Consider the following 21,692-nt stretch of genomic DNA (forward strand, 5'->3'; position numbering starts at 1 on the left):
GTCTCGGGTGGCCCATTTAAAAATTGGTACCCTGCTGCCAGTGGTTCTTATTTTGGGGGGGCCCCCCCCCCGCCGGGGGCGCCCCACCCGCATCTTCAGAACCTCTACGAGCCGGAGACTTGCCACCCCCCCATCCACTCCACCGCGGCGCTCTCCCGCGGGGCGGCACGGCGTTGACTTCTGGACCGAGCCAGCTGAACCATTCACGCTGATCATCAGTGAGCGGCCCATCTCGGCCACGCCAGCCCGAAACGAAGGCCAACAGGCGGGCAGCCAACACGTCCGGCTGGAACCCGCCGTCCGGTTCTGGGTCCCAGGGACCGACTCCCGACACTACGAACGGCAGACCGTCGGTGAACGGCTCCGCTCCGACGACAGGGCGATCAGCCGATTTGAGCCGCGTCCGCAGCACGTACTTCCAGTCGGTCTCAGGTGCTTCCGGGCCCCCTCAGACAACTGCTGGCCGAAGAACGGAACCGTCTCGGAGGTCAGCCGGTTCCGCCGTGCCTCACCTGAGGTGCCGTAGCCCAGGGGCCCAATCAGGTGGCACACCGGTTTCCGCCGCCCGATTCTGGTCACCCTATGAGCTGACATCCATCGACATGCGGAGGACAGCGTCATGAGCACTGCGCAGACCGAACGTGCGGAGGCGGCGAAGCTGCCGAAGGGTGATGTAGTGGCCATTCTGCTCGAGCAGCACGCACGCATCCGCGACCTGTTCTCTGACGTGAAGGGCGCCGAGGGCAAGCACAAGCAGCAGGCCTTTGACGAGTTGCGGGCCCTCCTCGCGGTGCATGAGACCGGCGAGGAGATGATTCTGCGCCCGGTCGCGAAGGAAACAGCCGGTGAGCAGGAGGCCGGCGCCCGCAACAAGGAGGAGAAGGAAGCGAACAAGGTTCTCGTCGAGCTCGAGAAGATGGACGTGTCAACTGCCGAATTCGACAGAAGGCTGGCCGGATTCGAGAAGGCGGTCATCGACCACGCCGAGCACGAGGAGCGGGAGGAGTTCCCCGCGATCCTGCGGGATTGCTCCGAGGGCAAGCGCCGGAGCATGGGAACGAAGCTGCAGATGACGGAGAAGATCGCCCCGACGCACCCGCACCCGGGCGTGGCCGGGTCCCCCGCGGCTCAGTGGGTGGTGGGGCCGTTCGCCTCACTCGTCGACCGGACGAAGGACCTCCTGAAGAGCGCCGCCGGCTGACCGTGGGCGGCGGACCGCGAGGCCGGCCGCATACGGGCCGAGGGGCGGGTCGTCCGTCGCGACCCGCCCCGTCGAGCCCCCTCCGCATCCGTTGCGCGTTATGTTCTGGAATGCGGGTACTCCGAGGGCGCGGAAGAGCGAGGCTCCGGCCCCTCACCGCCGTTTCCAGCCGCGAGGAGAACCCACATGCAACCGCAGATGCCACTCCCGGCCCGGGTGCCGGCTCACGCGCCTCAGGAAGGCGATGGCATTGTCGTCGGCAACGGCCCAGTGATCATCGATGCGTATATCGACTTCCAGTGCCCCTTCTGCCGGATGTTCGAGGAGGCATCGGGGCCACTGCTCGATGCCATGGTCACCGAGGGTCAGGTGACGTTGGTCTACCACCCGATGGCCTTCCTGGACTCCATGTCGACCAGCCGGTACTCCACCCGCGCCTCGGCCGCCTCGGGCTGCGCCTCCGACGGCGGGGCATTCATGGAGTACCTCTACACACTCTTCGCCAACCAGCCGCCGGAGGGCGGGCCCGGGCTCAGTGATGAGGAGCTGATCGCGCTCGGCCTGCGGGTCGGGCTGAACGACGCCTTCGCCGCGTGCGTGCGCGACGGTGTTCATCTGGACTGGCCTCCGTACGTCACCGCCAGGGCGGCCGAACGCGGGGTGAGCGCCACGCCGACCGTACTCGTCGAGGGTGTCGCCGTAAGGCCCCACCCGGGCCTGATCAGGACCGCGGTGGCGGCCGCCCTCCACCATCCGGCGTGACCGGCGGACAGCGCGTGAGAGGTGGTTACGCATGCCGGTGAAGCTGAACGACAAGGCGTACGACCACGCGAAGAGGCTGATCGAGAAGGGGCAGGGCGTGGCGGCGGAGGGTGATTCTCCCGAGCGGGGCGCCGTACGAATCCCCGCCGCGGTAGACGGCGGCACGCCCGCTCACGCGTGAGCCGGGGGGTTGCTTGGTCGTGACCCGCTCGATCGGGTCCTGTCCGTCGGGGACGAGGTGGAAGGCGCGGACCGAGCGACAGTGGTCACGCTCGGAGCCGTTGAGGTCAGGGCAGCTGGGCAACCGCATGGGCGGCGTTGCCCTGTTGGTGGTCGCCCCCGCCGACGACGACCGGCGGAGTCGTCGCGTAGTCCGTGGTGTATGTCACTCGCCCTGGGGCCACGCTGCCCCCTCTGGTGCCGCGGTGGTCCTGAACCGAGAACAGACCGTACCTCACCAGCGCTTGAGCCCGTCCGAAGGTCACTCCCGGGTGCGGCGCCGCGGGTCAGCCCGCCCGGTCGCGCTCCCGCCGGACGATCGGCTTCCGGCCCTTGAGGGTGGTGCCGCGCAACGCGCGGATCACCTCGTTGACCGCGGAGGCGGGGACCTCCACCAGGGAGAAACGGTCGGCGATCTCGATCGAGCCGATGTCCCGCCCGCTCAGCCGGGACTCCCCGGCGATGGCGCCCACCAGATCCTGTGGCCGGATGCCCGCGCTGCGCCCGGCACCGATGAACAAGCGCGTCAGGCCCTCCGCGGGGGCCCTGGTTCCCCGCGGGCCGCGGCCCGGTCCACCGCGCCCCTCACGGTCCCCGCGCCCGCCGCGGAGGGCTACTTCGGGAATCTCCTCCTCGTCGACCGCCGCGCCCCCTGCCTCATGCGCCAGCTTGACCGCGGCCAGCGCCACATCCATCACGTCGAACTCGTCCGCGAGGGTCTCCACCACCACCCGGAAGCGGTCGAGATCGTCCTCGACGATGGACTCCTGCAGTGCCGCTCGGGTCAGTTCCAGCCGGCGGGCGCGCAGATCGGCGACGGTCGGCACCTTCTCCACGCGGATCTGCCGCCGGGTCGTCCGCTCGATCGCCTTGAGCATCCGATGTTCCCGGGGCTCGGCCAGTGTGATGGCGACACCCTCCCGCCCGGCCCGCCCGACCCGGCCGATCCGGTGGACATAGGACTCCGGCGCGGAGGGCACGTCGTAGTTGACCACATGGGTGAGCTGCTCGATGTCCAGCCCGCGGGCGGCCACATCGGTAGCGACCAGCAGGTCCGCGGTCCCGCCGCGCACCCGACCCATGACCCGGTCCCGCTGTTCCTGGCTCATTCCGCCGTGCAGTGCCTCGGCGCGGTATCCCCGTCCGTTGAGCGTTTCGGTGAGCTGGTCGACCTGGTCCCGCGTCCGGCAGAAGACGATGGTGGCCTCCGGCGATTCCACGTCCAGCACCCGACCGAGCGCGGCGGGTTTCTGCGCCCGTGCCACGACGTATGCGGACTGCCGCACCTTGGGCGTCTCACCGGGGGCCGGTTTCTCCCGCTCGATCTGGATGCGTACCGGGTCGCGCAGATGGCGCCGGGCCATGGCGTCGATGCGCGCCGGCATCGTCGCGGAGAAGAGCACGGTCTGGCGATCCGCCGGTGTGCCCTCGAGTATCGCGTCGATGTCCTCGGCGAAGCCCATGTCGAGCATTTCGTCGGCCTCGTCCAGCACCAGTGTCTCCAGGCTGTCGAGCCGCAGCGTCCCGCGCCCGATGTGGTCGAGCGCCCGGCCCGGTGTCGCCACCACCACGTCGACGCCGCGCTCCAAGGCGCGCAACTGCCGCCCGATCGGCTGCCCGCCGTAGACGGGCAGGACCCGGGTGCCCAGGTCGCGCCCGTAGCGATGGATGGCCTCCGACGCCTGCATGGCCAGCTCACGGGTGGGCACCAGGACCAGGGCCGACGGCTCCTCCCCACCGCCGTCCTGGCTGATGCCCTGAAGCACCGGCAGGGCGAACGCGGCGGTTTTCCCGGTTCCCGTGGCGGCCTGGCCCAGCAGATCGCGGCCGTCCAGCAGCAAAGGGATGGCCTCGCGCTGGATCGGGGTCGGCTCCTCGTAGCCCAGCCCCACGAGTGCCCGCAGTAGCTCAGGGCGCAGTCGCAGATCGGCGAAGCCGATCTGTTCGGCGGTCGCGTCTGTTGTCATGGCCGCACGGCAGGTCAGGCCGGAGTGTGGATGAGTTCCTCGAACTCCTTCGGCAACTGCGACGTGACATGACGGAACTCACCGCCGCTGACCGCCTCCCGGACGGTGCTCAGCACCGCTGCCGCGCCTTCCCGAGCGACTTCCGGACTGGTGTGGGCCCGTGTGCTCACCCTGTTGACGAACTCGTCGAGCCCGAAGCTCTCGGCCTCCGGGGTCGGAGACACGAGCGATTCCTTGAGCGCCTTGGGCAGCTCCGAGGCAAGGTCGTCCGCCTCGCCCCTGGTGATCCGTTCGGCCAGGGTCGCCAGGGTGGCGTGGGTGAAGGCCTCCGCCTGCTCGCGCGGGAGGCCGGAGCGCTGGGAGACGGTGCTGATGAACGTCTCGTAATCCATGAGAGGCCCGCCTCTCTTCGGCATTTCGACTTTTCGGGCTTTCTGGTGTCTGCTACCGAGGCTGTCCAGCATGGCGACCCTGGCGGCCCGCCGCGTGCGCACGCCAGGTCCAAATGCGCGCCCTGACTCGACCCGCCATGCCGAAGCGGTCGGCGACAACGGCGCCTTGCCACATGGAGGCACCTCCAGCTCGGCGTGGCCGTGCATCGGCGCGTAGCCGGGGCGGCGGTAGACGGCGGCGCTACCCCTCGGCCACCGGCCGGTAGGTGCACACCTGCACGCCGGTGCCGCTGGTGACCGTGGAGACCAGTTCGAACGTGCGCCGCGCGCCGTCGCCGGGGAAGATGCTTTTACCACCGCCGAGGATCACCGGCATGATCATGAGCCGGAGCTCGTCCACCTGTGGGATTCCAGAACTCGGCCCGGCCCCGTGACCTCGGTGCCTCGACCGTCTGGGAGATCTTGCAGAAGGCCGCGATCGACCCCGCACCCCAGCGCACCAACCAGTCCTGGCCCGCCTTCCTCAAAGCCCAGGCTTCCGCCATCGTGGCCACCGACCTCTTCCACATCGGCCCTGTCTTCCTGTGGCACTGGTTCGTGCTGTTCTTCATCGACCACAGCCCCCGCCGCGTGCACATCGCCGGCGTCACCCCGCACCCGACCGGCCCGACACTGCCCCAGGTGGCCCCGGATGAACGCCATCGCGGAACGCTGGATCGGATCATGCCGACGCGAGGCAACCGACCACATCCTGATCAACGGAGAGCGCCACCTTCGCCTCGTCGTCGGCGAGTACGCGAAGCACGACCACGGGCGCGTTCTTCGCGCCAGACTCCGAACGCCTCGTCCACGTCGGCGTCCTCGACGTGGGACTCGGCGGACGTGCCGTCGACCTCGCCAGGCCAAAGCGACCTGACGTCCTCGGCGCCCAGGGCGAAGCGGAACCAGCTTCGCTCGATGGAGGCCGCGTGGCGTACCAGGCCCAAAAGTGTGAGCCCTGAGGTCGGGATCGCCTTCTGTTTCAGCTGCTCGCCGGTCAGCCCTGGCACTTCATGGCCAGGGTGGCCCTCTGGTAGTCGAGGAACGAGGTGAGCGACGCACGGTCGTCGGCCACCTTCGAGGGGTGTATGCGCTGGTCATCGTTCACCAAACGATGATGGCAAGGCCCCCCTCCCGCGATCCCCCCTCGTGCCAAGAGCCGGATACCAACGCCCGGCCTTCCCTTTGCCACCCGGTGATCCTGGTTGCTGCGGGGCGGGGGCGGCACGACTGAGGGCGGCCCCGATCTGATCGGATCGGCGACCGCCCTCACGCTGCGGTCACTGAGCGAGTGGAGAGCTGGGACAGCGAGGCTCGCCCCCCGCGCGCGGCCGGCCGGTCGGCAAGGGTGAGTCTGCGGCGTTTGCGAGGCTGATGCGACTGCTGGCACCGGTGACCACGGCGATCGCGCTGCGCAGGACAGCGGTCACGAGAGGACTTCCCCCAGGCAGGGGTAGTCGGTGTAGCCGCGGTGGTCGCCGCGGTAGAACGTGGTCTCGTCGGCCTCGGCGAGCGGCGCGCCGAGGCGGAGGCGGTGCACGAGGTCGGGGTTGGAGATGAACAGCGTCCCGAACGAGAGGATGTCCGCCAGCCCGTCGTCGACCAGGCGCAGTTGCCGGGGGCCGGCGGGCCAGTCGTGGTGAGTCTCGTGCGGATTGAGCATGAACACTCCTGCCCAGCGCTCCCGCAGTTTCACCGTGAGGTCGCGGTGGCCCGGAAACTCGAATACGTGCAGGTAGGCCAGGTCGCGTGGCAGACCGTCGACCAGGGTGAGGTAGAGCTCGTACAGGTCCGGCTCGTCGAGGCCGAACGCGGTGCAGCCAGGGGAGATCCGCAGTGCGAGCTGCTCGGATCCGATGCGCGCGGCGACGGCATCGACGAGGTCGAGCGGGAACCGGACGCGCCCGGCGACGCTGCCACCGTAGCGGTCGGTGCGGCGGTTGGCGTTGCCGGAGAGGAACTGCTGAATGAGGTAACCGTAGGCTCCATGCAGTTCGACACCGTCGAACCCGGCGTCGATCGCGTTCGCGGCCGCATCGGCGAAGTCGGCGATGGTATCCGCGATGCCCTGCATGGTCAGGACTTGCGGTATCGGGTACGGCTTGCGCACGGCCGGTTCGCCGCCGTGGACGCGCACGACGCCTTCGGCCGCACACGCGGACGGCGCGAGCGGGTGCAGCCCGCCGCCGAGGAGTTCGGGGTGGCTGTTACGGCCGGCGTGCATGAGCTGTGTGTAGATCCGGCCGCCCGCGTCGTGTACGGCGTCGGCGACCGGGCGCCAGGACGCGACCTGCGCCGTGTCGTACAGGCCGGGAGTGTCGGTGTAGCCCTGGCCGACACGACTGGGTTGGGCGGCTTCGGCGACGATCAGCCCGGCGGTCGCGCGCTGCCGGTAGTACTCGGCCATGAGCGGGGTCGCTGACAGGCCGTCGCCGTAGGCGCGGCGGCGGGTCAGCGGGGCCATGGCGACGCGGTTGGGCAGGGTAAGCGGTCCGATGGTGATCGGGTCGAATGCGTTGGGCATCGGGAGTTCCTTCTCGGAGCGATGTATTTTCGTGCCCCGCCACAATCCCCTCGCGCTGAGCCCCGCAGCAGGAACACCGTCCCAGTGGGCGCTATCCGACACGAAGGGCCTCGTACGCGGCGCTATCCGACGATCGGAGACGCACCCTTGACCACCCGCATACTCGGCGCGGTCTCCACCGACAGCAGCCCGGGCAGTGCCGCCACCGGGCCCGTCAGGTACTCGTACAGCGCCGTGCCAGTGGGGCACTGCACGCTCGCGTACAGGTTGGACACACCGGTGGTGGCAGCCGCGAAGCTCACCTGCGGATGCTCCGCCAGCGCCTCACCCGCAGCCGCCAGCTCACCCGGCGCGACCGTCAGCCACAACCCCGCCGGCGTCCACGACCCCAGTAACGCCGGGTCGACATCGACGTCGAAGTACACCACCCCGCCCGAGCGCAGCTCCGCCAGCCGCCGTCGCACAGTCGTCTGCGACCAGCCGGTCGCCGTGGCCAGCGACCGGAACCCGGCCCGCCCGTCCAGCGCGAGCGCCTCCAGCAACGCGTTGTCCTCCGTCGACAGTTCCACCGGCCCGGTCACGCGTTTCGCCGCCGGCGGCGACAGCCGCGCGCACTGCTCCGCCGTGAGCGGCCCGTTCTTCGTCAGCGGACTCTCACTTCCCCCGAAGAACGGGTGCAGCACGCGGTGCGCACTCACCCCGGTGACCCGGGGCGTGCGGGGCAGGCGAGACAGCACGGTCGACTCCGCGGCCGGCGTGTCCGTCACCGCCTGAACCATGCACAGGACCTCCGCGCCGCCCGAGACGATCTGCACCCACGTCGTCTCCGCCTGCTTCGCCAGCGCTCGCGCGAGCCCCGCCACCGCCTCCGGTACGCACCGCACCCGCACCAGCCACAACTGCCGCCCCACCGCCTCCGGCCACACCGCACCGATCACCCGAACGCCCGCCTCGTTCCGCAGCCGCGCGTACCGGCGCGCCACTGTCTGGTCCGAAACCCCCAGCACCGCACCGACCAGCGAGAACGCGACCCGCCCATCGATCTGGAGCGCCTGCAGCAGCCCGCGTTCGACCGCGTCCGACATGTGTCCCGTCCTACCGATCCGACTCATCCAGCGCGCCCCGTGTGCTCCCCGTACCGGCCACGCCCGACGGGCTCCGCTAACTACGCATCAGCGTTAATGCTTCAGTCTCAACACCGTTGAGACTGGCCTGGTGGTGACGTGTCAAGGGGTTGAACGACGCAACGGAACCCTGTAGATCAACTTTCGACCAAGAGGGTTGATCAAGGAGCCCCGTTACAGGAGCAGTCTGTCATCACCCGCGATATCGCGGTGTTCACGCCGGGGCCTCTGGGGAAGTTGACCCAAGTGGCGGACTATGCGCTGGTCGATGCGGTGGTGGAGGAAACCGGGACGGTCCAGATGCGGATCAGGCTGCTGCCCTCGGGGTGGTGGTGGACTTCGTCCTGGCGCTGGCCCTGTTCGAGTGGTGCAGCTCCGGGCGGTGTGGGACAAGCTCGTCGCGAGCCTGGATGCCCGGGCCTTGGTGCGGCCGTGTACTTCGGCACTTTGCCGGGCCCTGTGCTTGCCGGAAACCTCATCCGCCCAAGTCATGTGGCATGTCGGTATTCGTGAAGCATCCCGCCGAGGCGATCACGACGTCGTATGTTGAGGCGGGCAATGTTCACCGGGTCGGCGATCGATGGCGGCAACGGGTGCAGCGGGCGGGCGTTGGCAATGCCCTGGTGCGGCCGGTGTTCGTTGAAGAACTGCTCGAAGTCCCGGCCCCTGATCATGTAACGCGCCCGTCAGCCCACGCCCCCCACCTCGTCGACCGGCCAGGGCGTGCCCAGGACCAGCCGGGAGACCCTGCGGCGCATCCTGCGCGAGGGCAAGGTCTCCTAGCTGGCCACCACGACGTGGAAGGCGTCCATCGACCGGGACTTCATCGCCAAGGCGCACTGGATCCTGGCGTTATGCGACAGACCGCTGGCCGACGGGGTGATATGCGTCGAAGAGTTCGGCCCGCTGAACCTGATGCCGCGCAAACCCAGGGCTAGGCGCCCCGCGGCCAAGCCTTGGCGCCTGCGGGCCACCTACAACCGCTAGCGGCGGGGTGATTCACACGCTCGCAGCCCTCGACCTGGCCACCGGCCAGGTCTACTGCCGGATCCTCAAACCCTGGACAGCTCCTCCCCGCAACAAGCTCGCCGAGGTCCGTCCCTGGGCCGCACGTCGAGCTGGTCTTCCTACCTACGGCTCCTGGCTGAACTGGATCGAGTCCGAGTTCGCCGCGCTGCACTGCTTCGCTCTCAATGGCATAGACCACCGCACGCACGACGAGCAGAACGCCGCCATCGCCGCCCACATCCGCTGGTACAACGCCCGCACCGAGCCGAAGAACCGCTTCGCACCCGAGTCACCCATCCGGCAGTGGACCGAGTACCCGCCCAAGGCCGCGTGGCAAAGCCCAGCGACAGCGATCTTCGCGGGGTGCACGTGGGTCCGACGCGCGGTTACGGCCTGACCGACGGGGAACGCATCCGAGGGTCAGGTCACCAGGGGACGACCCCGTTGTCGTCGAAAAGCTGGCCGGTCGGGCCGTCGTCCGGCAGGGTCGCCAGCCGGATGGCGATCGCCGCGCCCTGCTCGGGGGTCTGGGTCCCACTGAATCCGTTGAGGTCGGTGGCCACGTAACCAGGGCAGGCGTTGTTGATCAGGATGCCGGTGCCGCTCAACTCCTTGGCGTACTGGATGGTGACGGCGTTGAGGTAGGTCTTCGTCGGCGCGTACGCCCCGCTGATCCCCCCGAGGTCGACACCCGGCGTGGTCTGCAGGGCCAGGGAGCCGACGTGGCTGGACTGGTTGACGATCCGCGGGTGCGCCGAACGGCGCAGCAACGGCAGCATCGCGTTGGTGACCCTGATGACGCCGATGACGTTGGTCTCCACCAGTCGCCGCACGGTGTCGAGGTCAATGGTCGTGGGTTCCTCCGGCCAGCCGCCGGCAACGCCGGCGTTGTTGACCAGTACGTCCATCCGCCCCGCACGCTCCTCGATCAGTTGGACCGCGGCGATCACGCTCTCGTCGTCGGTCACGTCCAGGGGCACGCCGAAGGCGTCGGCACCAGCCGCGCGCAACTTCGCCACGGCGTCCTCCCGGCGCTGCTCGTCCCGGGCGCCGACACCGACACTCCAGCCCCGCGCACCGAGCCCGGCCGCGATCTCGTACCCGATTCCCTTGTTCGCGCCAGTGACCAGCGCGATCGTTTTCTCGTTCACGACAGCGAGCATGCCCGCGCTGCGGCCGGGCACCAACACCCTCCCGGTAGTGCAGCAATACCCGAACGATATCGATCAGCCGTGAGCCGTCATTAGCCTGGGCGCATGGAAATACGCGAGCTGCGGTACTTCGTCGCCGTCGCCGAGGAGCTGCACTTCGGCAAGGCCGCCCAGCGCCTTGGGATGGCCCAGCCGCCCCTGTCCCGCACGATCACCCAGCTCGAACGGCGGCTCGGAGTCGCCCTGCTGGAACGCACCAGCCGCAAGGTCACGCTCACCGAGGCCGGAGCCGTGCTGCTGGCCGAAGCACGCGCGATCCTCAGCGCAGTGACCGCGGCTGAGCGGCGTACCCAACGGGCCGCGACAGCACACCCCAGCCTCGTCCTCGCCGTCAAAACCGGCACCGCCGGCGAGCTGCTGACCAAACTGCTCGACGCCTACGCCGCGGAACCCGGCGCAGCCACCGTCGAGCTACTGCTCTGCGAGGCACACCAGCACCAGCAGCTGCTACAGGACGGGCAAGCCGACGTAGCTCTGCTCCACCTGCCCTTCGACTCAGCAGCCGGGCTCGACACCGAAACCCTGTACACAGAGGGACAGGTCGCGATCCTGCCGGCCTCACACCCGCTCGCCAGCCGCTCTCAGATCCGGATGGCCGACATCACCACCCTGCCAACGCTCCCGATGGCCCGCTGGCCCGGTCCCAGCGGCAGCTACCCGGAAGGACCGGGCGCAGAGGTACGGAACCTGACACAGCTCTTCCAGCTGATCGCGCTCGGCCGTACCACCGTGGTCATTCCCGAGTCAGCCGGCGCCGACCTGCGCCGGAACCTCGCCGCCGTACCGGTCCTGGACGCTCCACCCGTGACAACGGCGATCGCCTGGCCGCCGCACAGCCGCCTTCGTACAGTTGCCGACCTGATCCGCGTGGCAACACGTCTTTGAACCCGGATGAGGAGGGCGGCCACCCAACGACAGCCCCGATCAAGCAACTGGCAGCTCTACGCTCCTGCATCAGCGAGGTAGTGTCCTTGACCGTCTGGCCCTGGGCGGACATCGCCACCACGATCGCCCGCCGCAGCCGCACCGGATCCTTCGCCATCCGGCTGATCCGCTGCAAGCGGCGGCCTTCCTCCACGCTGATCGGCCGGACGAACACAGTCGGTCGACGCCCCACGACCACCTCCGATCAGGTCCTGCAGACAGGTCTGCTCACCCGACCAGCGGCACGTCGGCCACCCGGCCAACGATGCAAGACGAGCCACTAGGAAGCAGGGGCCGATCACCTCGCCACTACACGGTGATCACCGCCTACCCTCCCCGAGGGTCTGCTCTCCGGATGTGTGGCCTGCGGTTGACGCTGAGCAGGCGGCGGACGGAGCACGGCGTCAGTGTGCCGCTGGGTGAGTGCGTTGCGCGGGACACCGGCTTCGACGGCGAGGGCGACGATCGTCAGGGCGCCTTTGGAGCGCTCGGGTGTGCCGCGCGATGCGGTCCATCGCGGCCTGAATGAGGTCGCGCTCGTCTGCGACGGGGCTCATGCGGTCGGCTCCTGGGAGTGGATGCGATCGTGGTTGTGGCGATCGGCCAGGCCCCGGAGATGGTCGCTCCACCGTTTTACGGTCTCGGCGGACAAGGTGATCGCCCCGGTCGGGCCATGACATGAGAAGTGCCGCACGGGCACTGCGATACCTACGCCGAGACCCATCTCGCGATCACCTCACTCGTTACCGACCGATCCGCGCAGCGGGCCACCCGCCGCCGGATCAGCACCGAACTCGTTCTCTTCCGCGACACCGCCTGCTGATCACCCACCAGCCGAGCCGCAAGGCCAACACGCCCGAACCTCAATCTCCCCCGAGACCGTTAGCCGTCGTGCAGAGGTACCATCCACCACCAACATGAAAACGGCCCAGACGAGGGAGCTTGTGGTGGACACCTCCGCCAGCAACACCAATCTGAAGTCCCAGTACGCGGCGCAGATCACCGCCGATCTCGAACGCAACTCCGCCGAACACGAACGTCTCAGCTCCGAAATCACGGCACTGCAGCAGCAACTGTTGGCGCTGGAGAACAACCGGGCGCTCCTGCTCAGCATGCGGCAGACCCTCGGTGACGAAGCCACCGGTGACGCACCCGAGAACACCGACGTCGCCAGCTTGGAGAATGGCTCGTCCGCTGTACGGAAGTCTGCACCGCTGCCAGCAGCACGCAAGCCGAAGAAGAACACCAGCACGACCACCGGCAAGCGGAAGGAGGCAGAGTCGACCAGGAACCGCCCTCAGCGGGCACGAAAAGCGGGTGCACCCACGCTCCGGGACCTCATCCGTGACGACCTCGCCCAGCACGGCGAACCACGCTCGGCAATCGAGGTAACTGCCGCCCTCACTCAGGCTTTTCCAGACCGGGAGATCAAAGCCACTGTCGTGCGCAGCACTCTGGAGTCACTCGTCGCCAAGGGCCAAGCACGCCGCACCAAGCAGCAACGGTCCGTCTTCTACTCGACCGCCGCCCCAAAAACGGCCGCAGGTACAGCTGAGCCCAGCGAAGCAATCCCTTCCTGAGAGGGATTGCACAGAACATCCGGCGTTGCTACACGCTGCCCGAGAACCCGCGAGCATCACTGACTGGAGAACGCCGTTCCTCAGACAGTAGGGAGAGGGAGGGCTTCAGCCCGGACAGCGATCACGACATTGCCGCCCCGGCGCAGGATGTTGTAGATGGGGCAGCTGTCGGTGAAGGGTCCGGCCAGAGTCTCAGCTTCCTCCTGGATGACTCCCCTGAGGCGTAGGTCGAGGCGGTCCCAGGCGTACCGGGTGGGGTCCTGCGGGTCCCGTTCGCAGCTTACGGGGGCCTGTGCACACCGGACACCGAGGTGCATCAGGCGCATCTGTCGAGCATGCCGGTCAGCGCGGCACGTTCTCCCTCGTCTGTGGTGAGGGCATGTGTGAGCTTGACCGAGATCCACGCACGCGCGTAGGTGCAGTGGTAGCTGACCAGGTCAGGCTGCCACTCGGAGGGGTCCTTGTCGCTTTTTGCCCGGTTGGAGAGGGCCGAGACGGCGGTGAGCTGGGAATGGGCGAGATCGTTGGCGAACGCCCGGCGATCCGCCGTCGTCCACTGCGAGGCGCCGGACCGCCATGCCTCTTTCAGCGGCACGACGTGGTTGATGTCCACCTTGGACGCTGCGTCGAGCACCACGCCGTCGTACGCCGAGCGCCAGCTGCCGGCTGTGGCCCGGCACTGCCCGTCGTGGGTGACGCCTTCACCGTCCCGGGCGAGGACGACTTCGCGGGTGTCGCAGGTGCCGTACTGGGTCGCCCAGTGGGGAAACTTCGCCCGGCTGTAGCCGGGCGCATCGTCCCCGGGCGCGACGGTCAGCGAGGCCAGCTGCATCCGAGTCTTTCCAGGCGTCGGCGGGTCAGGCAACTCCGCCACCGAGACCGGCAGGTTCGCGAGAGAGGTGGCGCTGGAGGAGGCCCAGCTTGAGTGGGCAGTAACTGTGAGGGCAGCCGTCACAAGCACGGTGGCCGCGGCAGCGGCCCAGCAACGAATCATCATGACCGTCACCGTGACGCGCCCCGCCGCGCCGAACACTCAGCTTCCGGTCGCTGTAACCTAAAGTGGATGCACGTCAGCAGGACTCCAGCTGCCCTCGAGCCCACAGGCATATCGGGCGAACCTCGGCATCCGCTGAGTCCTTGAGAAGTATTTAACTCCGGCCCAGGCATCGACGACATCCGTGGGCTTGGCGCCCGCCTTTAAGAGGTCATCTCAATTGACTCGGTAGGCTGTGGGTCGTGGGGACGATCGTTGAGCGGCTGGTTCCGGATGAGTTGTTGCACCGGCTGGTCCTGGACGAGCTCGGCTCCCGTAGTGAGCTCGACTGGTCGCGATGCGCGATCGACTCGGTGAACATGCGGGCCGTGAAAAGAGGGACCTGACCGGTCCGAATCCTGTCGACCGGGGCAAGTACGGCTCGTAGATCCATCTGATCACCGAGCGGACCGGTCCGCCCATTTCTGTCGGGATCTCCGGCGCCAACCTGCACGACAGACAAGCCCTGATCCCGCCTATGAAGGGTATACCTCCGATCTGCTCCCGCCGGGGAGTAATTGTCAAGAGCTGTGGATCGGTGGGCGGAGTGATGGCGTGCTGTCGTGATTCCATCGATGGTTCGGTGAGTGCCGAACCGTCCGGCCGGTAGCGTGCCGTGTCCTGTGCGGGAGATGCCCGCGCTGGTAAGCGCCGGAGGCGACCCGATGTCGGAGACAGACCTGAAGCAGCAGCTCGCCGAGCGATTCCGCGAAGTCAACGGTGTCCATCCGATGACCGATGCCGATGACGCATACGTCAGCGCGCAGTTCGTTGCCCTGGAGGAACTGTGCGCAGTCCGTGGCCGCGATGCCGATGCGGTCCGCCAACTGATGCTGGGGCAGCGTCTGCCGCTCCCGGGATATCTGCGCTCCGACGGTGCCGAGATGGTGCCGGCCGACCTGTTCGCTCTCGCCGACGAAGCTGGTGGCGTAGAGCTGCTCGAAGCGTGGTTCACCGCTCACTGGGCCGACCCGGTCACCGGGAAGGCGGAGTGGAATGCGTATCTCAGCGGACAGTACGTGTGCCTGCACTCGGTTACCCCGGCCGCCATTCAGCGCAAGGATTACCTGACGACCGCGATCAGTGCCGCGGCGAACGTGCCGAATGCCCGTTCAGCGCAGTGGTCTGAGCGGCTGCACGCCTTGGTCGACGAACTCGACACGCTGGAACCGGCGTTCACGGCATATGACCGTCTTCGGTTCGGCGGGCCCACGTCCCGGGACACCTGTATCGCCGCCATGCGCGCCCGCTTCCCGCGTCCGTGACCTGGATCCATGGGTGGCGTTCTGCGGATCGGTTGCCATCGTTCATGCCGCGCGGGCTTCGGGACGTTCGACGAGGTGGCCGCGTTCGAAGCGGGCTCCGGCGCGGACGAGGGCGACGAGGTGGGGCGCGTTCACGGCCCGCCACCGCTGCTGGGCGGACTCCACGAGCTTGAAGACCATGGCCAGGGCGGCGCTGCGGGAGCCGGCCCCTCGGGTGACCTTGGTCCGCAGCCGGACGGTGGAGAACGTCGACTCAATCGGATTCGTGGTCCGCAAGTGGATCCAGTGCTCGGCCGGGAAGTCGAAGAACGCCAGCAGCTCGGCTTCGTCGTCGGTGATCTTCTTGACGGCTTTGGGGAACTTCGCGTTGTAGAGCTGGGTCAACGTCTTGATCGCTGCCTGCGCGTGCTGCTTGTCCTCGGCGTTGTAGATGTCCTGGATGGCCTTCTTCGCGCCCGGCTGCGCGGACTTCGGCATGGCGTCGAGCACGTTTGCGGTTTTGTGAACCCAGCACCTTTGCTCGCGGGTGGCGGGGAACACCTCGGCCAGGGCCTTCCAGAAGCCGAGGGCCCCGTCGCCGACCGCGAGAACGGGGGCGCGCATGCCCCGGCGGGCGCAGTCGCGCAGCAGGTCAGCCCAAGGCTCGCCCGATTCGCGGTAGCCGTCCTCGAGCGCGACGAGTTCCTTGGAGCCGTCGGCACGCACGCCGATCAGGACGAGCACGCAGGCTCTGGCCTCCTCCAAGCGGACGTTGAGGTGGATGCCGTCGGCCCACACGTACACGTAGTCGACCTCCGCGAGGTCGCGGTCCAAGAATGCTGCGTGGTCGGCCTGCCACTGCTCCGTGAGCCGGGTGACCGTGGCCGGGGAGAGCCCGGCCGAGCTGCCGAGGAACTGCTGCAGCGCGGGCACGAAGTCGCCGGACGACAGTGCGTGCAGGTAGAGCAGCGGCAGCACCTCGCTGATCTTCGGGGACTTGCGGCACCAGGGCGGCAGAATCGCCGAGGAGAACCACTTGCGCTCGCCCGTCTCGGCGTCGACACGCTTGTCGTTCACCCGCGGCGCCTTCACATCGACCACCCCGGCCGCCGTGGTCACCTTCCGCGGCTGGTGGTAGCCATTGCGCACGACCAGGCGGTGGCCTTTGTCGTCCCGCTGATCGGCCAACTCGGCTATGTAAGCGTTGACTTCATCCTCCAGCGCGGCAGCCAGCATCCTCCGTGCGCCCTCCCGGACGATCTCGTCGATCAGAGAGGAACCGTCGGCGGTGGTGCCGTCGGCGTTTCACTACGCTGAGCACGGGCGTGCCTTCCCGGCCCGCGCGGCAACGCGGGCCTACTCGATACCAGTCAATCGATCACTCGGGAAGGTATGCCCTCCGCGCGCGCCCTCCCGAGCCGATCCACAGGTAATGAGCATTGCTCCCCGCCGGGGCCGGCGACGCCGCAAGCCCGGCAAGGTCCACGCCGACAAGGGCTACGACTACCGCCACCTGCGGCAATGGCTTTCCCGGCGAGGCATCCGGCATCGCATCGCCAGCAAAGGCGCCGAAACCTCGCAGCGGCTCGGCCGGCACCGGTGGATCGTTGAGCGCACGATGACTCGGCTCGCCGGATGCCGTCGCCTCCACCGCCGCTACGAGCGCATGGCCGATCACCTTCTGGCCTTCACGAGCATCGCGGCCTCCGGTAAGGAGCGGGAGTACTGGGCATGGCTGCGAGTACAGCAGTCCTGGGTGACACTCAGAGCTCAGGAGGGGCCCGCCCCCACCGATCGGTGGGCTGTCGTTCAAGACTTTAGGAACACGCGGTCCTGATGCCCCGCTTCGTATGTCGCGTCCCTGATGGATGGCTGGCGCCGTATGTCGACCTGTGGAAAGTTCATCCCCCCTATACAGTGCCGAGATGGTTTCGGAGCTGCAGCGACTTGTCGACGCGTTCGGTGCCCGTCTTGGTCGGTCGATCGCCATCGACGACACGCGACTCAAGCTGCTCGCGTACAACGCGCACACTGGCGACGTGGACGACGCCCGGATCGAATCGGTCATGCACCGTGGTGTGTCGGCCGCGCTGGTCGCGCACGTCTGCGAGCAGGGCGCTGCCCAGGCTTCCGATGTCTTCACTCTTCCGCCATGCCCCCAGATCGGCATCACGATGGAACGGGTCGGCATGCCGATCCGCTACGACGATGCCCTGCTCGGCTACGTATGGCTGATCGGCTCCGATGGCCCTATCGGCGACCGGGCCGTCGAGTTGCTGCGCGAGGCGGCTGCGCAAGCCGCCCTGGTCCTGCACCGCGGCTACCTTGGCGTCGAAGCGACTCGCAGCCACGCCAGGGAGCTAGTCCGCGACCTGATCGCCCCGGATCAGGCACTCCGGACGGAGGCGGGTGCCGCGCTCGTCGAGGAGGAACACGCCGTGGCTGGCCCGGTCACCGTCCTGGTAGCCATGGTGGCGCGCGAAGAGGGCGAGCCTCTGCCTGAAGAACGCCGTCTGGCCCTGGAGCTCGCCGTCGACCGCTGTCGACGACGGCTTCCCCCCTCGCGCGGATTGGCCCTGACGCGTCCGGATCACGCGCTTCTGCTGACGATCTGGCCTGGGGCACGTTCTCAGGTCATCGAGCGCAATGCCGCCGAGCTTGCCGAGGTGCTGCGCGAAAAGCTGGTCGCAGAACTCGGCCTGGGACGGGCCGCCCTGTGCTGGGTAGGCGTAGGCGGGCCACGCCCACGCCTCACGGAGGCCCACTCTTCCTACGAGGAAGCCCGCCGCGCTGCCGAGGTCGCCCGCATCACGGGCACCCTGGGTCAAGTGGTGGCTTATACGCAGCTGGGCGTGTACGCGCTATTGGGCAAGCTCACCCCCGACGAGCTTGCCGAGGGCATCCACCCGGGGCTGCGCTCCCTGCTGTCAAACCCCGCGCACCGTGGGCTGGTTGAAACCCTGCGGGTGTATCTCGATCACGCCGGCGATGCCCAGCATGCCGCCACCGCCCTACATATCCACCGCTCCACACTCTACAAACGGCTGCATCGCGTTGAGCAGCTCACTGGACTGCAACTGGACGTCGGCGATGACCGACTGGCCGCGCATCTCGGCCTGAAGATGGCAGAGTTGCACCCCCGCTTGCCGACATCGATGACAGCGCCAGACGTGGTGTTCTGAGCACGGGCAGCAGCAACGTTGCTACGGTTGCCGCAGAACCTGCGGCGTTCGCCGTGCCGTCACCCCCGTGACGTGCACGAGCCTGCCCAGTGCCGCAACGAGATGGTCAAGGCGCTCGGGATCTGCGCATACTACGGCGCTGAAGACGGACGTGCCTGCGGGCCTGCGCCGGAAGCTCACCTCGTGCATGTCGGCGTTGCGGCTGTGCAAAGTCGCCATGATGCGCAGCAACGTTGACCGGATACCCGGCACCAGGTCGGCCGAGACGATGTAGTGGTCCATGCAGGTGGGCTCCTTCAGCTGGGTGTGCTTTCTCGCCCGTCAGGCGGCTGATGCGCTGCCGGATGGCCGCGAGCGCGTCTGACCGGCCCCCGGCGGCCCGGACCGCGACCGGGGGACAGGTGACACCGCCACCACACTGGTCGTTGACTCCAGCAGAGAAGAGAACTGCTGTTGACGCTTTCGGGGCGGCAACGGCGAGCAGGATCCGCTAGCTCGTCGAAGACGTCGCTGGTGACGCTGATGTGCGCTTCGCACAGTGCGTGGGGTTGCCCAGCTCCGGCTCGCCAGGTTTGCACAGGTGGTCGACGGCCGGGCACGAGCCATCCTCTTCGACGGGGAACCCGGCTCAGCGGCCAGCGTCAGCCGAGGACTGTGCCCGTGGATGGGGCCGGCCGACGTCGGCGTGAGAACGCACCGAGGTCGATGGTTTGGTCGGTGTGTTCGCAGGTGTGCGTGAGCGCACTCCGGTCGTGGTCGTGCCCGCCTTCGACACCGTGGATCAGGGTGGTCATGAGGCGGCCTACCAGAGGGGCGTTCTTGAACTGATTGCCGCTGGTGCCTATGGCCACGTAGAAGCCGGCAAGCTCGGTTCGGTCGTATACGGGGGTCCAGTCGTCGGTCACGTCGTATACGCCTGCCACACCACGAGGCTTGTTGGGAACGCGCAGGCCGGGCAGTCGGCGAGCCGCCCGCGTCACCTGCGTCCTGAACTGCGACACGGTCGGAGTGGGACTCCCGTCGTCCGGATCGTCGAGCCATTCCAGCGGGTCGCACTCGGGTTCCGTGCCGCCGACGAGCAGGAACTCCCCGCCCTCGGGCCGTATATACGTGCCAAGGTCCATATCGGCCAGCACCGGTGCGTGCCCGTCGCCGCCGGCGCCGTGGTAGCCGGCGGGCGCCGCTACGTGGTGCACCTCCTGGCGCAGCGGCCGCAGACCGACGGTGAAGTCGCCGCCCACTTCGGCGAGCCGGTTCAGCTGTCCCGACCATGGGCCGGCCGCGTTGACGACCACGCCGGCGGACAGTTCGGTTCCATCCTTGAGGCGCACCCCGCGCACGCGTCCTCCGCGCCGCATCACCGCGATGACGGGGGTCTTCCACCGGAAGGCGGCTCCGTGCCGCTGGGCCGCCGTAGCAAGGTTGTGCGCGGCGAGTTGCGGGTCGTCGATAAAGCCCCCGTCGGGTGTGTGGAGAGCACCGAGCCGAGCGGACGCGTCGGCGAAGAACTCGTCGTCATCCACGGGGCGGGGCGGGAAGTACCGGCCGGTGTCCACGGCGGGCGACCGCTTGGACAGCTCTCGTGCACCCCATTTTTCGTACGGGACACCGACCTTGTCGAAGTGTCGCGTGAACATGCCGCAGGGTGCGAACTCCACGTCCAGCATGGTGACGCCGCAGCGGTTGAACGCTGCGAGGGGTTCACTGGCGGGTGCTTGGAGATGGTCGCGCCATGCTTCCCAGCAGTGACGGGACTCCCAAGCAGCATTGACGCCCGCGATCGTGGGATAGGTGAAGCGGACCACGGCGCTCGAGGCGCTGGTGGAGCCGTTGCCTGCGCCGCCGAACTTGTCGACCACAACGACCCGCAGACCGCTCCGCACCAGTTCGAGAGCGATAGAGGATCCGATTACCCCGGCCCCGACGACGACAGCGTCTGTGCTCTCAGCCATGTTCCAATCCACCTTCTCGTTGCCGGACCAGACGGTTCCTCTGGCGGCGCGGAGGGTCGCCGCTCCGCCCGTTGTCCGCACATTACGCAGGTCAGAGGCCATGTTCCGGCGACTGTTGTCGCCACTTTCTCTCGTCGTACCCAACAGTTGTCGCGTGCGTGTGCGTCGATGCTCAGCTGTCAGAACCCACCATGAGCCTGGCAGAGGCGGGAAGGGACTGGCTGGTGAGGTCGTATCCCGCGGCGACCTCGGATGGTTCGAGAGCCACGGCGGTCGCCGTGAGGACATCCCCGTCATAGGCGGGGCCACAAAGGTGAGATCGGCTCCGGACGCGACAGCTACGGGGCCGTGGCTGTCGCAGGCGTGAGCGAAGACCGACTCTGACAGCGGGAAGATGTAGCCACCGTGCGCCATCCCAGGGTTGTTGATCATGCTCGCCGTCGTGGTCATGTGCAGCTGTGCGCCGGCCTTACCCACGTCCAGCATGTCAATTCCGAGCAGTCGCGAAGCACGGTCCTCGTCGCACATACCGCCCCCTGCAGCTATGACGAGCAGCCCTCCCTTCGCGCAAACCGAACATTCGGTTAGCACGTGGAAAGGTAAAGCAACCAATGGTCGAGGCTGCTTGTCAGCGCGTCCGCAGACGGGGTCCGAGGGATCAGATGAGGCGGCGGCAAGGGCCGAGGGCCTGCTTAACGCTCCGGACGTGATCGTGGAACGGATCGACCCTCTCTCATGCGCAGGATCAAGGCGACCGCGTCCTCCGAGCGGGTTCCGGGAGTCAGGACTTCCTGCAAGAGGAGGCCGCGAATCGCGGCAACGGTGACGGTGGCCACATCCCGCGCTTCCTTCGCCTCGAGCCCTTCGCGTTCCGCGAGTGCGGACAGCAGCACGGTCAGGTCGCCGATCGACTCCACGAACTCCGGGAAGTCCTCGGGGCCGTACGCGGCCAGTCCGACGACGTAGAAGAAGCCGCGGACACGCGACAGCTGCTCTGGCCGGGTGTACGCACGCCAGATCGCCACCACGAAATCGTCGAAGGTGCCCTGCTGGGCGGCCTCCAAAAGTGCCTCGTTGTCACGGGATCGCTGCGCCGTGAGCATGGCGGCCAAGACGCCCGAGAGTGACCCGAAGTGGTAGCGCAACAGGGCATGGCTGGTCTCGATCCGGGCGGCGATCTCACGGAGCGACATCTCCGGCGGGGGAAGGGCCTCGCCGAAGGCGTCGAGAAGCCGTGCCAGGAGTCGCTCGCGCGCGCTGCCCTTGCGTTCCGAGGTTGACAGGATCACTCCCACAGTTTATCCATTGGAAAAGAAAAGGCGGTTCCGTG

21 protein-coding genes and 3 pseudogenes are annotated in these 21,692 nt (G+C 67.9%); 12 read left to right on the forward strand and 12 right to left on the reverse strand.

The genetic code is table 11. The annotated features are described in order from the left end of the window. Positions 1-619 precede the first annotated feature (619 nt). The 3 genes from ACFYOY_RS44920 (at position 620) to ACFYOY_RS44930 (ending at position 2,144) form a co-directional block, all read left to right on the forward strand. Complete coding sequence (locus tag ACFYOY_RS44920; RefSeq protein ID WP_351905097.1) at positions 620-1,201, forward strand: hemerythrin domain-containing protein; 582 nt, start codon at positions 620-622, stop codon at positions 1,199-1,201. Positions 1,202-1,387: 186 nt separating this feature from the next. Further along, positions 1,388-1,963 (forward strand): thioredoxin domain-containing protein, encoded by a 576-nt coding sequence (locus ACFYOY_RS44925; protein ID WP_351905100.1) that lies wholly within the window; start codon positions 1,388-1,390, stop codon positions 1,961-1,963. A 31-nt stretch (positions 1,964-1,994) separates the two neighbouring features. Further along, the gene (locus tag ACFYOY_RS44930; protein WP_351905103.1) at positions 1,995-2,144 is read left to right on the forward strand and encodes a hypothetical protein; all 150 of its coding nucleotides are present in this window, start codon (positions 1,995-1,997) and stop codon (positions 2,142-2,144) included. Between the two features lie 325 nt (positions 2,145-2,469). Here the strand turns inward: ACFYOY_RS44930 and ACFYOY_RS44935 are convergent, their stop codons facing one another. From ACFYOY_RS44935 to ACFYOY_RS44960, 6 genes and pseudogenes are all read right to left on the reverse strand, one after another. Further along, a complete protein-coding gene (locus ACFYOY_RS44935; protein WP_351905106.1) occupies positions 2,470-4,149 on the reverse strand; it encodes a DEAD/DEAH box helicase in 1,680 nt (559 codons plus the stop codon). Between the two features lie 14 nt (positions 4,150-4,163). After that, positions 4,164-4,541: a DUF2267 domain-containing protein gene (locus tag ACFYOY_RS44940; RefSeq protein WP_351905109.1), complete on the reverse strand. Its 378-nt coding sequence runs from the start codon at positions 4,539-4,541 to the stop codon at positions 4,164-4,166. A gap of 241 nt (positions 4,542-4,782) precedes the next feature. Next, positions 4,783-4,941, reverse strand: a pseudogene (locus tag ACFYOY_RS44945) (dihydrofolate reductase family protein); the annotation flags it as partial. 355 nt (positions 4,942-5,296) lie between these two features. After that, positions 5,297-5,590, reverse strand: a complete 294-nt coding sequence (locus tag ACFYOY_RS44950) for a DUF664 domain-containing protein (RefSeq protein ID WP_388593690.1) — start codon at positions 5,588-5,590, stop codon at positions 5,297-5,299. A 416-nt stretch (positions 5,591-6,006) separates the two neighbouring features. Next, positions 6,007-7,104, reverse strand: coding sequence for an alkene reductase (locus ACFYOY_RS44955; RefSeq protein WP_388593693.1), 1,098 nt, complete (start codon positions 7,102-7,104; stop codon positions 6,007-6,009). 122 nt (positions 7,105-7,226) lie between these two features. Beyond that, complete coding sequence (locus tag ACFYOY_RS44960) at positions 7,227-8,189, reverse strand: Lrp/AsnC family transcriptional regulator (RefSeq protein WP_388593695.1); 963 nt, start codon at positions 8,187-8,189, stop codon at positions 7,227-7,229. Between the two features lie 249 nt (positions 8,190-8,438). Here ACFYOY_RS44960 and ACFYOY_RS44965 point away from each other — a divergent pair, with 249 nt between their 5' ends. Both ACFYOY_RS44965 and ACFYOY_RS44970 read left to right on the forward strand, forming a co-directional pair. Beyond that, entirely contained in the window at positions 8,439-8,741 is a 303-nt protein-coding gene (locus ACFYOY_RS44965; protein WP_388593698.1) for a transposase domain-containing protein, read from the forward strand. 481 nt (positions 8,742-9,222) lie between these two features. Further along, on the forward strand, positions 9,223-9,633 hold the full coding sequence (locus tag ACFYOY_RS44970) for a hypothetical protein (RefSeq protein WP_388593700.1): 411 nt from the start codon (positions 9,223-9,225) through the stop codon (positions 9,631-9,633). Positions 9,634-9,661: 28 nt separating this feature from the next. Here ACFYOY_RS44970 and ACFYOY_RS44975 read toward each other — a convergent pair whose 3' ends face one another. Then, positions 9,662-10,399, reverse strand: a complete 738-nt coding sequence (locus tag ACFYOY_RS44975; protein WP_351905160.1) for an SDR family oxidoreductase — start codon at positions 10,397-10,399, stop codon at positions 9,662-9,664. A 93-nt stretch (positions 10,400-10,492) separates the two neighbouring features. On the opposite strand from ACFYOY_RS44975, the gene ACFYOY_RS44980 reads away from it, so the two are divergent. The 3 genes from ACFYOY_RS44980 to ACFYOY_RS44990 all read left to right on the forward strand — a co-directional run bounded on the left by ACFYOY_RS44980 (position 10,493) and on the right by ACFYOY_RS44990 (position 12,951). Continuing rightward, positions 10,493-11,332, forward strand: a complete 840-nt coding sequence (locus tag ACFYOY_RS44980; protein WP_351905124.1) for a LysR family transcriptional regulator — start codon at positions 10,493-10,495, stop codon at positions 11,330-11,332. Between the two features lie 724 nt (positions 11,333-12,056). Next, entirely contained in the window at positions 12,057-12,194 is a 138-nt protein-coding gene (locus tag ACFYOY_RS44985) for a hypothetical protein (RefSeq protein WP_388593703.1), read from the forward strand. Between the two features lie 124 nt (positions 12,195-12,318). Next, positions 12,319-12,951 carry a hypothetical protein gene (locus tag ACFYOY_RS44990; RefSeq protein WP_351905130.1) on the forward strand — a complete coding sequence of 211 codons (633 nt, stop codon included), beginning with the start codon at positions 12,319-12,321 and terminating at the stop codon, positions 12,949-12,951. Positions 12,952-13,267: 316 nt separating this feature from the next. Here ACFYOY_RS44990 and ACFYOY_RS44995 read toward each other — a convergent pair whose 3' ends face one another. Then, positions 13,268-13,783: an HNH endonuclease family protein gene (locus tag ACFYOY_RS44995; protein WP_351905133.1), complete on the reverse strand. Its 516-nt coding sequence runs from the start codon at positions 13,781-13,783 to the stop codon at positions 13,268-13,270. Positions 13,784-14,226: 443 nt separating this feature from the next. Here ACFYOY_RS44995 and ACFYOY_RS45000 point away from each other — a divergent pair. Together ACFYOY_RS45000 and ACFYOY_RS45005 are read left to right on the forward strand one after the other, a co-directional pair. After that, positions 14,227-14,531: pseudogene (locus ACFYOY_RS45000) on the forward strand (IS5/IS1182 family transposase); the annotation flags it as partial. A gap of 118 nt (positions 14,532-14,649) precedes the next feature. Then, positions 14,650-15,249 (forward strand): DUF6058 family natural product biosynthesis protein, encoded by a 600-nt coding sequence (locus ACFYOY_RS45005; RefSeq protein WP_388593706.1) that lies wholly within the window; start codon positions 14,650-14,652, stop codon positions 15,247-15,249. Positions 15,250-15,291: 42 nt separating this feature from the next. Here ACFYOY_RS45005 and ACFYOY_RS45010 read toward each other — a convergent pair whose 3' ends face one another. Next, positions 15,292-16,500, reverse strand: coding sequence for an IS256 family transposase (locus ACFYOY_RS45010; protein WP_388593715.1), 1,209 nt, complete (start codon positions 16,498-16,500; stop codon positions 15,292-15,294). Between the two features lie 175 nt (positions 16,501-16,675). On the opposite strand from ACFYOY_RS45010, the pseudogene ACFYOY_RS45015 reads away from it, so the two are divergent. Both ACFYOY_RS45015 and ACFYOY_RS45020 read left to right on the forward strand, forming a co-directional pair. Further along, positions 16,676-16,936: pseudogene (locus ACFYOY_RS45015) on the forward strand (transposase); the annotation flags it as partial. A 217-nt stretch (positions 16,937-17,153) separates the two neighbouring features. After that, entirely contained in the window at positions 17,154-18,410 is a 1,257-nt protein-coding gene (locus tag ACFYOY_RS45020; RefSeq protein WP_351905139.1) for a helix-turn-helix domain-containing protein, read from the forward strand. 21 nt (positions 18,411-18,431) lie between these two features. Here the strand turns inward: ACFYOY_RS45020 and ACFYOY_RS45025 are convergent, their stop codons facing one another. The 3 genes from ACFYOY_RS45025 to ACFYOY_RS45035 form a co-directional block, all read right to left on the reverse strand. Beyond that, a complete protein-coding gene (locus ACFYOY_RS45025; protein ID WP_351905142.1) occupies positions 18,432-18,692 on the reverse strand; it encodes a hypothetical protein in 261 nt (86 codons plus the stop codon). 359 nt (positions 18,693-19,051) lie between these two features. Next, a complete protein-coding gene (locus ACFYOY_RS45030) occupies positions 19,052-20,362 on the reverse strand; it encodes an FAD-dependent oxidoreductase (RefSeq protein WP_351905145.1) in 1,311 nt (436 codons plus the stop codon). 692 nt (positions 20,363-21,054) lie between these two features. Next, positions 21,055-21,657, reverse strand: a complete 603-nt coding sequence (locus ACFYOY_RS45035; protein ID WP_351905148.1) for a TetR/AcrR family transcriptional regulator — start codon at positions 21,655-21,657, stop codon at positions 21,055-21,057. Positions 21,658-21,692 lie beyond the last annotated feature (35 nt).

This window comes from Streptomyces sp. NPDC007875, assembly GCF_042868035.1.
Lineage (GTDB): Bacteria > Actinomycetota > Actinomycetes > Streptomycetales > Streptomycetaceae > Streptomyces > Streptomyces antimycoticus.